This is a genomic window from Rhizobium sp. 01N48 (assembly GCF_056399145.1).
In genome coordinates, this window is the sequence record NZ_JBFTQT010000005.1 from 104,026 (window position 1) to 117,495 (window position 13,470).

The following is a 13,470-nucleotide window of genomic DNA, read 5'->3' on the forward strand; positions in this document are numbered from 1 at the left end:
GGTCGCCGCAAATTATGGCGAAAGTGCCGTTGTCTTGTTAAGATTCGTCGATCCGCAGAAATTGCCGCAGCGCGGAATTGTTCTCCCCCGTCGAAAACCGGTCGATCGGCTCGGCCACCGCCACCCTGCCCTGATCGATGAAAATCGCATAGTCGGCAATCCGCCTGATCTCGTCGGCATCGTGCGACACGATCACAACCGTGTTGCCGCTGTCGCGGTGCATGGCCAGAAGCAACCCCGCCATGTCGCGGCGCAGGCTCGGATCGAGCGCGGCGAAAGGTTCGTCGAGCAGCAGGATGGGGCGCTGACGCACCAGCGCCCGGGCAAACGCCACCCTCTGCCGCTCGCCACCCGAAAGCGTCGCCGGCATCCGCTTTTCGAAGCCTGACAGCCCGACCTTCTCGAGCGCCGAGGTGATGGCGCGCCGATCGGCATCGCTAAGTTTCAGCGCCGGATGGATGCCGAGCCCGATATTGGTGAAGACATCGAGATGCGCAAAGAGATTGTTGTCCTGAAACACCAGCGACACGGGACGCTCGGCCGGATGCTGATGGCCGATATCCTTGCCCTTGAACAGGATCTGCCCTGCATCCGCCGTATCGAAACCGGCCAGCAGATTGAGGAAGGTCGACTTGCCCGCGCCCGATGCGCCGGTGACGCCGATCACGGCGCCCTCGGGCAGCGCGCAATCGAACACGAATGAGTTCTGGCCCAGCCGCAGCGTCACGCCGCGCATCTCGATGGCATCAGTCATGCGATAGCGCCTCCCGCTCCGGTTCATCTGCCACGCCCGAGCCCATCGTGCCCGAAATCGTCAACAGCAGGCAGATCACGCCGAGGATCAGCGCCAGCCCATCCGCATCATTGGTGCGATAGCTGCCGAGACTGGAATAGACCAGCCACGGCAGCGTCACGAAACTATCCGAACCGAATAGCGCCACGGCGCCCAGATCGCCCAAGGACAACGCCGTGGCAAACGACAACGCCGTCAGCACCGGCTTGCGCAGATCCGGCCACGAGATCAGCCTCAGCTTGGCGAGGCCGGAGATGCCGAGGCTGGCGCTCAGTCGCTGCGTGCGGCGCTGGTGGATTGCGTAGGCCGGCTCCAGCACCCTGACGACGAAAGGCATCGCCATCAGCGCATTGATGGCAACGACGAGGACCGGCGCCACGACATTGACGTCACCGACATCACGCGCCGCCAGGAACCATCCGGTGGCGAGAACGATAGGCGGGAAGAGCAGCACAAGCGACGAGGCAGCACCCATGGCCGCAAGGAAGGATCGCGTGCCATGCCGCGCTCTTTTCTCAAGCGAAAGTGTATGGCGCGCACGCACGAGCGGCATCGACAAAGCAAGCGACAGCAGGGCCGACGAGAGCGCCATCACGCCGCTTGTGGCAAGCGCCTGCCAGAAGATCGCTTCGCCGACAAGCTTTACCAGATCGGCGCGCAGGCCGGCGATGATGATGAAGAGCAGCGGCAGGCCGAGGAACAGCACCGCCAGCGCAAGAAGCGCGCGATCGGCGACCCAAGCACCGAGCAGCGTGCCATCCGGCCGCCGGATCGTGCGGCCCGCTGTCAGCCCCGCATCGCCTGATGCCGGCAGCAGCGATAGGATGCCGAGCACCACCGCCGTCAACGCGATCTGCAGCAGGGACAGGCCCACCGCGCGGCCAGGATCGAAATCGAAGCGCAGCGACTGGTAGATCGCCACCTCGATCGTGGTCGCCGCCGGTCCGCCGCCGAGCATCAGCACCAGCGTGAAGCTGGTGGCGCAGAGCATGAAGATCAGCCCGGCCACGCCCGGGATCACCGAGCGCAGCACCGGCCACTCGATGAAGCGGAAGACGGAAACCGGCCGCATGCCGAGACCGCTCGCCACCAGCCAGTATTCGCCCGGCACCCGCTCCAGCGCCGCCAGCATCAGCCGGCAGGCAAGCGGCAGATTGAAGAAAACATGCGCCAGCAGAATGCCCGACAGGCCGTAGATGCTGACGGGTTGGTCGATACCCGCCCATGACAGCATCGTGTTGACGACGCCCTGCCGGCCCCAGATGCCGATCAGTCCGAGCGCGCCGATCAGCACCGGCAGCCCCATCGGCACGGCCATAAGCCGGATGATCCAGATGCGGCCGACAAATCGCGGCTGCCGCGCCAGCGCCCGTGCGACCGGAATGGCCAGCACGACCGACAGCAGCGTCGAAAGTGCTGCCTGCAGAAGCGTGAAGCGCAGAACGCGCAGGATGTATGGATCGGAGAGGATCGCGCCAACAGGCATGCCGTCGGTGGAGATCAGCAGCGACAGCGTCGCGACCGTCACGAAAACGAGGATGGCGGCGAGACTGAGCGCCCCGCCGGCCAGCGCATATCGTCTTTCGGACGGCGCAAGAAGCATCAGTCCATGCTCATCAATTCATGCTCATGGCGGCCAGCCACTCGCCGATCCAGGCCTTGCGGTTCTTGGCGACCTCATCCGAGCTCATCAGGAAGGTCTTCGACGGGTTGACGAGCTTGCCGAAAGCATCCGGCAGCGGCTCCGAGGTCTTGGACACCGGCATCATCCAGTTGTTGGTCGGGATCGTGTCCTGGAAGCCAGGGGTGACCATGAACTTCAGGAAGTCCTGCGCCAGCGCCTTATCCGGCGCGTTCTTCAGGAGACCTGCGACCTCGATCTGGATGTAATGCCCTTCGGAGAAAGCGGCTGCCTGGTAGCGATCCGTGTTTTCCGAAACCATGTGATAGGCGGGCGACGTCGTGTAGGAGAGCACCATCGGCGCCTCGCCCTTGGTGAACAGGCCATAGGCCTCCGACCAGCCGGGCGTCACTGTCAGCACGCGCTTCTTGAGCTTCGCCCAGGCTTCCGGCGCCTTGTCGCCGTAGACCGACTTCACCCAGAGCAGCAGGCCAAGGCCCGGCGTCGAGGTGCGGGGATCCTCGATGACGATCTTCTGCGCGGGATCGCCGTCGACCAGTTCCTTCAGGCTCGCAGGCGGCGTCTTGATCGTCTGCGTGTCGTAGATCACGGCGAAATGGCCGTAGTCATAAGGCACGAAGACATCATCCTTGAAGCCGCCGGGGACCTGCAGCGCGCCGGTGTCGACGCCGCTCGTATCGAACAGGCCGGTGGCCTTGGCTTCGGTGATGAGGTTCGTGTCGAGGCCGAGCACGACATCGGCCTTGGTGCCTGATCCCTCGAGCTTCAGACGCGACAGCAGCGCCACGCCATCCGCGACGCTGACGAAATTGACCGTGCAGCCGCAGGTCTTCTCGAACGCCGCCTTCACCTTCGGGCCGGGACCCCATTCGGAGGTGAAGCTCTCATAGGTGTAGATGGTGAGCGCCTTGTCGGCCGCGAGCGCTGCCGTTGCCGAAAAGCCCGCCAACAGCATGGCAGCGCCGAGCGCATAGGTCTTGAAATGGGTCATGACACCTCTCCTCTAGGTTCATTGAAGGGGAAAAGGGCGGTGCCTGGTGTCACGCGTCTAATCCCTCCGCCGGTGTTAGCCGGATCAGGTTCCGCGGGTTGGCTTCTGCAAGCCTCTCAGCCAAGCATCTGGGAAGATACGAGGCACCCCGTTAGAGCGTCGCAAGGTGTATATCCGTAGCCGGCGTCTGGCAAGTGCGGACGTCGGCCGGGGTTGGTGTGCTATTCGGCGGCCTCGGCGGCGGCTTTCGCGGGCGCAGCACCACCCGTGCGCGGCAATTGCACCGGCTTTAGCATGAGGGCCGCGAGCAGGCCGATGAAGGCAATGAGGCACGAAGTCATGAACAACGGCACGAAGGCGCTGGCATAGGCATCCGCCACCGCCTGGCGCGCGGCCTCCGGCAAAGCCGCCATCATCTTCGGGGTCAGCTGCTCGATATTCTCGACACCGGGGATCGACATACCCGTGCGGCCGAGCTGCGAGCCGATGATGGCCCCGTAGATGGAGATCGCGATCGAGGCCCCGCCCATGCGCGACAGCGTTACCGATCCGGTCGCCGCACCGACATCGCGAGCAGGCGCCGCATTCTGCACGCCGATGATCGGCACCTGCTGCGCGAGACCGATGCCGATGCCGTGCACCGCCATGATCGCGCCGATGATCATAACCGGTGTTCCGGCATGCACCTGCGACAGCAGCGCGAAGGCGACAGTGCCGAAGGAAAGGCTGGCGACGGCGAACGGCTTGTAGCGTCCCGTCGCCGAAATGAACCGCCCGGCCGACAGCGAGCCGCATACGATGCCCCCGGTGAGAAGAATGAAGAGCGCACCGGCCGCCGAGGGCGAAAGACCCGTCGTCGTCTGCAGGAACAGCGCAAAGTAGTTGACCATGCCGATACCGATCGCGCCGCTCATGACCGACATGACCAGCAGCAGGCCGAATGTCGGGTTACGAAACAGCGACAACGGAACGATCGGCTCGGCGGCGCGCCGCTCCACCAGCACCCAGGCGATGGCACAGACGATGCCGAGCGCGATGATCGCAAGATTGCCCGGTGCGACGAGCGAGCCGAAAAGCTGGCTGCCATCGGCGGCAAGCACGATGCAGCTGGTGGTCATCGCCAAGAGTAGCGCGCCGGCATAATCGATCTTGGGGCGGCGGTTCGGCTTGCGATAGGGCAGCATGAAGGCCAGCCCGGCAATCACGATCGCGCCGATCGGTACGTTGACGAGAAAGATCGAGCGCCAGCCGAACAGATCGCTCATAGCGCCGCCGAGGACAGGCCCGATGGCGCCGGATGCCATCAGCACAAGGCTGGAATAGCTCTGGTATTTCGCCCGCTCGCGCGGCTCGAACAGATCGGCGTTGACGGCGAAGATCGACACCATGATGCCGCCGCCCCCGAGCCCCTGCAGCACGCGCGCCGCGATCAGCGTATCCATAGACACCGCCAGACCGCACAGTGTCGATCCGACGGTGAAGATGATGATCGCCGCCATCATCACGTATTTGCGCCCGAAGAGATCACCGAGCTTGCCGTAGAGCGGCATGACGGCGCTGACGGCAAGGAGATAGGCCGAGCCGATCCAGCCGAAGCGCTCGATCTGGCCGAACTCGCCGACGATGGTGGGAAGCGCGGTGGCGACGATCTGATTGTCGAGCGTGGCCATGAAAAGCGCGGCCATCAGGAAAAGAAAGAGAATGAGCCGGCGACGGGGATCCGTGACCAGAGGCTGCACGGCGACTTGCATGTTCATCGGGTGATCTTTCAGGGTTTCGTCGCATTTATGTGCTATCAGCATATAAATGTCAATGTCACATAAATGACAACAGCATGTTTTCTTGCGCGACAGTTCCTGCTATCGTCCCGCACATGAATGACACCGCAGAAGAAACCCGCGAGCCGGACGCCGCGATCGAGGACATCGTGCATATCGGGCAAAGCATGACCCGTATGCGGATGATAACGGGGCGTCGCCTTATCGCCCGCCTCGCCATCGCCAAGGTGGCGCCGGATATCGAGCTCTCGCATCTGGACGTGCTCGATGCCGTCATGCGCGCCTCCGAGCAAGGCGAGGTCACTGTCGGCACCATAGCCGAGGCCATGCGCATCGACCCCTCGCGCGCCAGCCGCATCGTCGCCGATATGGTGGGCAGAAACGTCCTGCAACGCGCCGCCTCGCAGCAGGATGCAAGGCGCATCCTCGTGGAGGTCACGCCTTTCGGCCAGCGGCTCCTGCAGGAACTGAAGGCCCAGAAGCTCGCCATCATCAAGGACGTCATCGCCGATTGGTCGGCGGAAGAGGCGGAAGCCTTCGCCGGGCTGTTCGACAAGTTCATGGGTGGTTTCGAGCGCGTGTTCGCCGTCAAGGACAAGAACCTGCCACCCGCCCCAAGCCTCGGAAAATAAGCGCACGAATTGATCTGAATCAATCTATTGATTGGCGTCATTTCCTAAAGCTCTGCTGGACGTAAAATTCAGGAGAGAATCAGTGAACCCCCGCCATTTCAAACTCAAAGCCATTTTTGCAGCCGCCGCTCTCGCCAGCGCCGCATTTCCGGCTATGTCCGCCGACCTGACCCAGCCGACCGCGGCACAGGAAGCGACACAGAGCCAGAGCCCCTGGATGATCCGCCTGCGCGCGCTCGGCGTCATCACTCAGGATTCCGGCTACGTTGGTGGCGTCGCGGGATCGGATCTCTCCTATTCGGACACCGTCATTCCTGAATTCGACGTCACCTACTTCTTCACCGACAACATCGCCGCCGAACTCATTCTCGGCACGACGTTCGCCAACGTCACCGGCGAAGGCTCGATCGACGGGCTCGGCAAGGTCGGCAAGACCTGGCTGCTGCCGCCGACGGTGACGCTGCAGTATCACTTCAACGACTTCGGCAACTTCCATCCCTACGTCGGCGCCGGCATTAACTACACCATCTTCTACAACGAGAAGGGCAAGAGCGCCCAGAGCCTCGACATCGACAACACCTTTGGCGTCGCGCTCCAGGCCGGCTTCGACTACATGTTCGACGAGCACTGGGGCCTCAACGTCGACGTCAAGAAGATCTTCCTGCGTCCCGACTTCAACGTGAACGTCGGCGGCGCCGACATGACCGGCAAGGCCAAGCTCGATCCCTGGCTGATCGGCGCCGGTGTGACCTACCGGTTCTAAGCCCAGTCTTTCACGCAGAAACGCTTGAGGGCGCGGACAAACCATGTCCGCGCCCTTTCCCTTTTCCTCAGCTTTGCGCTATGGGCAATGCCCATGAGCCAATCCACCTTCACCATCCTGCTCGGCGGCGAGCTGCACATGACGGAGCGCCTTCGCGCCGCCGTATCCGGCAGCCGTTTCATCGCGGCCGATGGTGGCATGCGACATGCGCTGGCGCTCGATGTCAGGCCGGAGCTCTGGGTCGGCGATTTCGATTCCACGCCGGATGATCTGACGGCCGCTTTCTCGGATATTCCCAGAAAGCCCTACCCCGCCGCCAAGGCCGCCACCGATGGCGAGATCGCCGTGTCGGAAGCCATTGCACGCGGCGCGACGCGGCTGATCCTCGTGGGTGCCCTCTCTGGCGACCGCTCCGACCACGCGCTGCAGCACCTGCTCTACGCCGTCAGTCTGGCAGAAACCGGTCTCGATGTGCTCCTGACCTCGGGCACGGAAGAAGCCGTGCCGCTGATCGCCGGCAGCATCACCCTCGACCTGCCGAAGAACAGCCTGTTTTCCGTGCCCGCCTTCAGCGAACTCAACGGCCTCTTCATCGAGAACGCCCGCTACCCGCTCAGCGATTTCCATTTGCCCTTCGGCTCGTCACGCACCATTTCCAATGTCGCGGAAGGCCCCGTGCGCTTCTCGCTTGAAAGCGGCCGCGCCATCGTGCTCGCCCGCCCTTACGATCTTTCCGGAGTCTGATTTTTGGCGCCCCCTATCCTTAAACTCGACGATATCTTCCTGAGCTTCGGCGGCGCGCCGCTTCTGGCCGGCGCTGCCCTGCAGGTGGAGCCCGGCGACAAGATCTGCCTTGTCGGCCGCAACGGCTCCGGCAAGTCGACGCTCCTGAAGATCGCCGCCGGCATGGTGGAAGCCCAGTCCGGCGAGGTGTTCCGCCATCCATCGTCGACCGTGCGCTATCTCGAACAGGCGCCCGATTTCGCCGGCTACAGCACGGTGCAGGCCTATGCGGAAGCGGGCCTCGGGCCGGGAGACGACCCTTACCGCGTCACCTATCTTCTCTCGCATCTCGGCCTTACCGGCGAGGAAGACCCGAAGAACCTCTCGGGCGGCGAAGCGCGCCGCGCGGCTCTTGCCCGCGTTCTCGCGCCAGAGCCCGATATCCTGCTGCTCGACGAGCCGACCAACCATCTCGATCTCCCCACCATCGAATGGCTGGAAGGCGAACTTCAGAAGACCCGCAGCGCGCTGGTGCTGATTTCGCACGACCGTCGTTTCCTCGAGAAGGTCTCGACCGCCACCGTCTGGCTCGATCGCGGCACCTCGCGCCGCCTCGACCGTGGCTTCGCCCATTTCGAGGCCTGGCGCGACCAGGTGCTCGAGGCCGAGGAGATGGAGCAGCACAAGCTCGGCAAGGCAATCGAGCGCGAGGAGCACTGGCTACGCTACGGCGTTACCGCCCGCCGCAAGCGCAACATGCGCCGCCTCGGCGAGCTGCAGACGATGCGCGCCAGCTATCGCGGCCACAAGGGTCCGCAGGGCACCGTGCAGGCCACCGTCTCCGACGCGCAGGAATCCGGCAAGCTCGTCATCGAAGCCGACAAGATCACCAAGACCTATGGCGAGCGCCCGATCGTCACGCCGTTTTCGATCCGCGTTCATCGCGGCGATTGCATCGGCCTCGTCGGCCCGAACGGCGCCGGCAAGACGACGCTTCTGAAGATGCTGACCGGCCAGCTGCCGCCCGATACCGGCATCATCAAGCTCGGCACCAATCTGGAGATCGCAACGCTCGACCAGAAGCGCGAGGATCTGAACCCCGAGGACACGCTGGCGCACTATCTGACCGACGGGCGCGGCGAGAACCTGCTTGTCAACGGCGAGCAGCGCCACGTCACCGGCTACATGAAGGAATTCCTGTTCCAGCCCGAGCAGGCCCGCACGCCGATCAAGAACCTGTCTGGCGGCGAACGCGCCCGCCTGATGCTCGCCCGCATGCTGGCGCGACCATCCAACTTGCTGATCCTCGACGAACCGACCAACGACCTCGACATCGAGACGCTTGACCTGCTGCAGGAAGTCGTCGCCGGCTTCCCGGGCACCGTCATCCTCGTCAGCCACGACCGTGACTTCCTCGACCGCACCGTGACCTCGACGATCGCACCCGCAGTGCCGGATGCGCCCGATGGCCGCTGGATCGAATATGCCGGCGGCTATTCCGACATGCTGGCGCAGCGCAAGGGTGCAGCCGACGAGCGCAAGAAGGCGGAGAAAGCCGAGAAGGCGAAAGCGCAGGATGCGGCCCCTACCGCCGAAGCGCCGAAGGGCAAGGGAAAGCTCTCCTTCAAACAGAAGTTCGCGCTCGAAAACCTGCCCAAGGAAATGGCCAAGGCCGAAGCCGAGATCGCCAAGCGCGAGGAAAAGATGGCCGACCCCAACCTCTTCTCCAAGGACCCAACGACCTTCAACCGCCTGGCCGCCGAAATGGAGAAATTCCGCGACAGCTTGGTGAAGATGGAAGAAGAGTGGCTGGAGCTCGAAATGCTGCGGGAAGAGCTGGAGGGCTGATCGCCCTCTACGCCGCCGAAAGCTGAGCCTCGATCGCCGCCTTGTCGACGATCGACCACACGTTTGCGATCTTGCCCTCCGCAAACTCGTAGAACACGTTTTCGGAAAACGAGATTCGCCTGCCGTTGACGGGCAGGCCAAGGAATGTGCCTTGCGGGCTGATGTCGAAATTCAGCCGGCTGGCGACCGTGGTTTCATCGGCGATCAGAAGCTGGACGTCGAAATGGAGGTCGGGTATCGCGCGAAACTCGGCCTCACGCGCCTGCCGATAGCCGTCCAGGCCAACAACTTGGCCGTTGTAGCGCACATCCTGCCCGACATAGGTGCCGAGGTTTTCCCAATCCTGGGAATTCAAGCAACGGATATAGCCACGGTATAGGTCCGCAAGTCTGGTCTCCGGCATTCAAGCTCTCCCACATTGGCATACCCTGCCAGATAGTTCCCGTCTCCGAGCCGGAAACCCTCACATTTCATTGATTGGCCAGCGCTAAGACCTCGTGCCTAAGCTCCCGAAGGCTCCCGCCCCCGGAGCCAAGAGGAGAAAACCCATGTCTCGCTATCTGATTACCAGCCATGTCGCGGCGCTTGCCGTCGGCATTCTTCTGAGCACGTCGCAGATCACATCGGCGGCCGATGCGCAGCGCGTGCGCGTGCGTGGCGATATCGCCAGCCTCTCCGGCGACACGCTCGTCGTCAAGACCCGCGAGGGCGCCGACCAGACCATTGCGCTGAAGCCGGAATGGAAGGTTGGCGGCATCAAGAAGGCGTCGGTCGAAGACATCAAGCCGGGCGATTTTGTCGGCATCGCCTCGCTGCCCAAGCAGGACGGCGGCGGCGGCGCACTGGAGGTCCTGATCTTTCCGGCAACCATGAAAGGCACCGGCGAAGGCAGCCGCCCCTGGGATTTGAAGCCCAACAGCAGCATGACCAACGCAACCGTCGCCAAGGCGGTCAAATCCGTCGATGGCCACACCGTGACGCTAACCTATCAGGGCAAGGAAAAGACCATCTCGATATCAGACGATACGCCGATCGTGACCTTCACGGCCGCGCAGAAGTCGGACCTGACGCCGGGCGCGCATGTCATCGTCATGGGCGAGAAGGCAACGGACGGAACCGTCTCCGCGGCACAGGTCACGGTCGGCACCAACGGCATCGTTCCGCCGATGTGATCCCGATCTACGCGATCAGAGCGCAGGCGCCGGCGTGTTCGGCGCCTTGTCCGCCACCTTGTTTTCGTCGGGCTTGGCGGCAAGCGCTTCGAGATGCAGCACGCGCGGATGGAACGCCTCGATATAGGCGTCGGAGCGGCCGATGTAGATCATCGTCGCATCCGGCATCGCCTCGAGCACCTTCATCATCGTCGACTGCCATTCGGGCTCCATGCCCTCGAGCACTTCGTCAAAGACCATCCATTGCGGCCGGACCAGCAAGAGCCGTGCGAAACCAATAGCCCGCTGTTCATCGGCGTCGAGCAGCTTGTCCCAGCGCGCGCGCGTATCCAGACGGGCGACGAGATTATGCAGCCCCGCCTTTTCGAGCGCCGCGACCACATCGTCGTTCTTGTAGGTGTCGGCGGCTGCAGGAAACGCCAGTGCTTCGCGCAAGGTGCCACCCGGGATGTATGCCGATTGCGGCACGAACAGCATGTCGTCTGTCGGTGGCAGGCCGATCTTGCCGCTGCCGCAAGGCCACAGTTCCGACATCGCCAGGAACAGCAGCTTGCGATTGACGTTGTGATCGCCGTTGATCATCACCTTCTCGCCGGCCTTGATGGTGACGCTGCCCTCATGCAGGCGGAAGCCGCCGCACTGGTCGATCTCCTCGTCCATCTTGGTAGCGATGGTCACATCCTCGAGCGTCAGCGTGCCCGGCGCGCTGCGCTCATAGGCGATCGTCTCCTTCAGATCGACATCGTCGCCCATGGTGGTGAGAGCCTGGCGGAAATCGGTGACGCGCATCAATGTCGCGCGCCATTCGGCGATCGGGCCGAAGTTGGACACGTACCAGCGCAGCGCCGTATTGACCTGGTTGAAGGCACCGACCGACATCATCAGCTGACCGAAGGTGAGGCCGCCGGAGAAATAAGCGGGAGCCGCCACGATGATCGGAATGACGACGACGAGCCAGCCGTAACCAGCCGACACCCAGGTCAGATTGACGTTGGCCATCGCCAGCTTCTTGATGACGGCGAGAACGGCGCTGATGTCGGTGTTGATCCGCCCCCGCTCATTCTCCTCGCCACGTGCGGCCGTGATCGCCGGAATGTTCTCGTTGGCATGCATCAGCGCGAAACGCAGCTCGGCTTCCTTGGAGAAACGATCGGCATTGAGCTTGACGAGCTTGCGCCCGACGAGCTGGCTGAGCACCGAGGCTGACGCGGCATAGAAGATCGCGGCCCAGACCATATAGCCCGGGATGGAAAAGGCGTACTCGCCAAAACGGAAAACGAAGCCGCTCGACAGCTCCCAGAGAACGCCGATGAAGCTCACCAGCAGGATCGTCGATTGCACCAGACCAATGACGAGCCCGGTGGTGCTTTCCGCCAGATTACGCGCATCCTCATGCAGGCGCTGATCCGGATTGACGCCGATCAGCCCGCTGGAGGCGAGCCTGAGCGCCCGCTTGCGCTGCAGCCACTGGTCGACGAGATCGCGCGTCAGCCCCTCGCGCATGTAAAGCGCCGTCATCTGGTTCAGCCAGGCCTGCACCACGTTGAGCAAAAGCAGCATGCCGGCGATCAGCGCGAAGATCTTCAGCTGGTGGAAGAACCCCGGGAGGTCGCGCCGCGAGATGGCGTCATAGAATGGCGCGTTCCACTGGTTGAGGATGACGGTGGCATAGGCTGTCGCCAGAATGATGCCGATCAAAGCCGTCGAGAGAATGAGCACCGGCGCCCGCACCCTGGAATGCCAGAATGCCGAAAACATCACCTTGAGCCGGAAGATCAGGCTGAGATCATACCCTACCCGGTCCTGCCCTTGGATGCTCGGTCTGCTTTTGACGTCCTCTGCCATCATGCTTCCTTACGCGTATGTAGCACCTGAATAGCACCGTGAGTCAGCCTGTCCAGCAACAGTTTCTAGCATCAGGTAATGCGCGAGTTACCTCGGCAAATGCGCGACGCCGCGTATCGGTCATTGATTCGCGGCCTGACTGGGTCTATTTAGAGCGCTCCGTGGTGATTTGGCCGGCCGGCTTGCAGCCACGTTAAAGAAGTTGCTAAAGGGCCGCGTGCGGACCGATAGCGATATTTTCGTTTTTTCATCGAGTGACCGCTATGCCGATCAAGATCCCCGATACCCTGCCCGCCTTTGAAACCCTGGTTCAGGAAGGTGTGCGCGTGATGACCGAGACGGCCGCGATCCGTCAGGACATTCGCCCCCTGCAGATCGGGCTTCTGAACCTCATGCCGAACAAGATCAAGACCGAGATCCAGATGGCGCGCCTCATCGGCGCCTCGCCGCTGCAGGTCGAGCTGTCGCTTGTTCGCGTCGGGAACCACAAGGCGAAGAACACCTCGGAAGATCATCTCTTCTCCTTCTACCAGACCTGGGAGGAGATCAAACACCGGAAGTTCGACGGCTTCATCATCACGGGCGCGCCGATCGAAACGCTTCCATACGAAGACGTTACTTATTGGGATGAAATGCAGCAGATTTTCGACTGGACGCGCACCAACGTGCACTCCGCGATGAATGTCTGCTGGGGCGCGATGGCCGCGATCTACCATTTCCACGATATTCCCAAGCACGCGCTGACGGAAAAGGCCTTTGGCGTCTATCGCCACAAGAACCTCAAGCCGTCGTCGGTCTACCTGAACGGCTTCTCCGACAATTTCGAGGTTCCGGTCTCGCGCTGGACGGAAGTGCGCCGCGCCGACATCGAAAAATCCGACACGCTGGAAATCCTGATGGAATCGAGCGAGATGGGCGTGTGCCTCGTTCACGAGAAGAAGGGCAACCGGCTCTATATCTTCAATCACGTCGAATATGATTCGACATCGCTCGGTGACGAGTATTTCCGCGACGTGAATGCCGGCGTCCCGATCAAGATGCCGCACAACTATTTCCCGCATAACGACCCGTCGATCCCGCCGCAGAACCGCTGGCGCAGCCACGCGCATCTGCTTTTCGGCAACTGGATCAACGAAATCTACCAGACGACGCCTTACAATCTGGAAGATATTGGCGAGGACGGATGAGGCCTTTTCGCCTTGCTTGATACGCCGCCGGACCCGACCGGCGGCGTTTGTTTTTTATATCGCGGCGGTTGCGATTTCATTCAATTGAGAGCAGGT

General features: G+C 62.5%; 12 protein-coding genes and 2 riboswitches. Of the genes, 6 read left to right on the forward strand and 6 right to left on the reverse strand.

Features of this window, described 5'->3' with window-relative positions:
- Positions 1-37 precede the first annotated feature (37 nt).
- The 4 genes from AC1DOG_RS12280 to AC1DOG_RS12295 form a co-directional block, all read right to left on the reverse strand.
- Entirely contained in the window at positions 38-754 is a 717-nt protein-coding gene (locus tag AC1DOG_RS12280) for a thiamine ABC transporter ATP-binding protein (protein ID WP_477928316.1), read from the reverse strand.
- Positions 747-2,396: a thiamine/thiamine pyrophosphate ABC transporter permease ThiP gene (gene thiP, locus AC1DOG_RS12285; RefSeq protein WP_477928318.1), complete on the reverse strand. Its 1,650-nt coding sequence runs from the start codon at positions 2,394-2,396 to the stop codon at positions 747-749. Before thiP ends, AC1DOG_RS12280 begins: the two co-directional genes overlap by 8 nt.
- A gap of 13 nt (positions 2,397-2,409) precedes the next feature.
- The gene (thiB, locus tag AC1DOG_RS12290; RefSeq protein ID WP_477928530.1) at positions 2,410-3,390 is read right to left on the reverse strand and encodes a thiamine ABC transporter substrate binding subunit; all 981 of its coding nucleotides are present in this window, start codon (positions 3,388-3,390) and stop codon (positions 2,410-2,412) included.
- An 80-nt stretch (positions 3,391-3,470) separates the two neighbouring features.
- Positions 3,471-3,587, reverse strand: a riboswitch (TPP riboswitch).
- 60 nt (positions 3,588-3,647) lie between these two features.
- On the reverse strand, positions 3,648-5,183 hold the full coding sequence (locus AC1DOG_RS12295; protein ID WP_477928320.1) for an MDR family MFS transporter: 1,536 nt from the start codon (positions 5,181-5,183) through the stop codon (positions 3,648-3,650).
- 116 nt (positions 5,184-5,299) lie between these two features.
- On the opposite strand from AC1DOG_RS12295, the gene AC1DOG_RS12300 reads away from it, so the two are divergent.
- The 4 genes from AC1DOG_RS12300 to AC1DOG_RS12315 all read left to right on the forward strand — a co-directional run bounded on the left by AC1DOG_RS12300 (position 5,300) and on the right by AC1DOG_RS12315 (position 9,170).
- Positions 5,300-5,836 (forward strand): MarR family transcriptional regulator, encoded by a 537-nt coding sequence (locus AC1DOG_RS12300; RefSeq protein ID WP_113009352.1) that lies wholly within the window; start codon positions 5,300-5,302, stop codon positions 5,834-5,836.
- An 82-nt stretch (positions 5,837-5,918) separates the two neighbouring features.
- A complete protein-coding gene (locus AC1DOG_RS12305; protein ID WP_477928322.1) occupies positions 5,919-6,599 on the forward strand; it encodes an OmpW/AlkL family protein in 681 nt (226 codons plus the stop codon).
- Positions 6,600-6,686: 87 nt separating this feature from the next.
- A complete protein-coding gene (locus AC1DOG_RS12310; RefSeq protein WP_289730341.1) occupies positions 6,687-7,343 on the forward strand; it encodes a thiamine diphosphokinase in 657 nt (218 codons plus the stop codon).
- Positions 7,344-7,346: 3 nt separating this feature from the next.
- Positions 7,347-9,170, forward strand: a complete 1,824-nt coding sequence (locus AC1DOG_RS12315) for an ABC-F family ATP-binding cassette domain-containing protein (RefSeq protein ID WP_209191959.1) — start codon at positions 7,347-7,349, stop codon at positions 9,168-9,170.
- A 7-nt stretch (positions 9,171-9,177) separates the two neighbouring features.
- On the opposite strand, the gene AC1DOG_RS12320 is transcribed toward AC1DOG_RS12315, so the two are convergent.
- Positions 9,178-9,573, reverse strand: a complete 396-nt coding sequence (locus AC1DOG_RS12320) for an ester cyclase (RefSeq protein WP_477928325.1) — start codon at positions 9,571-9,573, stop codon at positions 9,178-9,180.
- A gap of 145 nt (positions 9,574-9,718) precedes the next feature.
- Between AC1DOG_RS12320 and AC1DOG_RS12325 the strand changes: the two genes are divergently transcribed.
- Positions 9,719-10,342 (forward strand): hypothetical protein, encoded by a 624-nt coding sequence (locus AC1DOG_RS12325; RefSeq protein WP_477928327.1) that lies wholly within the window; start codon positions 9,719-9,721, stop codon positions 10,340-10,342.
- A 15-nt stretch (positions 10,343-10,357) separates the two neighbouring features.
- Here the strand turns inward: AC1DOG_RS12325 and AC1DOG_RS12330 are convergent, their stop codons facing one another.
- The gene (locus AC1DOG_RS12330) at positions 10,358-12,187 is read right to left on the reverse strand and encodes an ABC transporter ATP-binding protein/permease (RefSeq protein ID WP_112982836.1); all 1,830 of its coding nucleotides are present in this window, start codon (positions 12,185-12,187) and stop codon (positions 10,358-10,360) included.
- 151 nt (positions 12,188-12,338) lie between these two features.
- Positions 12,339-12,416: riboswitch (SAM riboswitch) on the forward strand.
- A gap of 34 nt (positions 12,417-12,450) precedes the next feature.
- Between AC1DOG_RS12330 and metA the strand changes: the two genes are divergently transcribed.
- Positions 12,451-13,374, forward strand: coding sequence for a homoserine O-acetyltransferase MetA (gene metA / locus AC1DOG_RS12335; RefSeq protein ID WP_018901853.1), 924 nt, complete (start codon positions 12,451-12,453; stop codon positions 13,372-13,374).
- Positions 13,375-13,470: the final 96 nt, after the last annotated feature.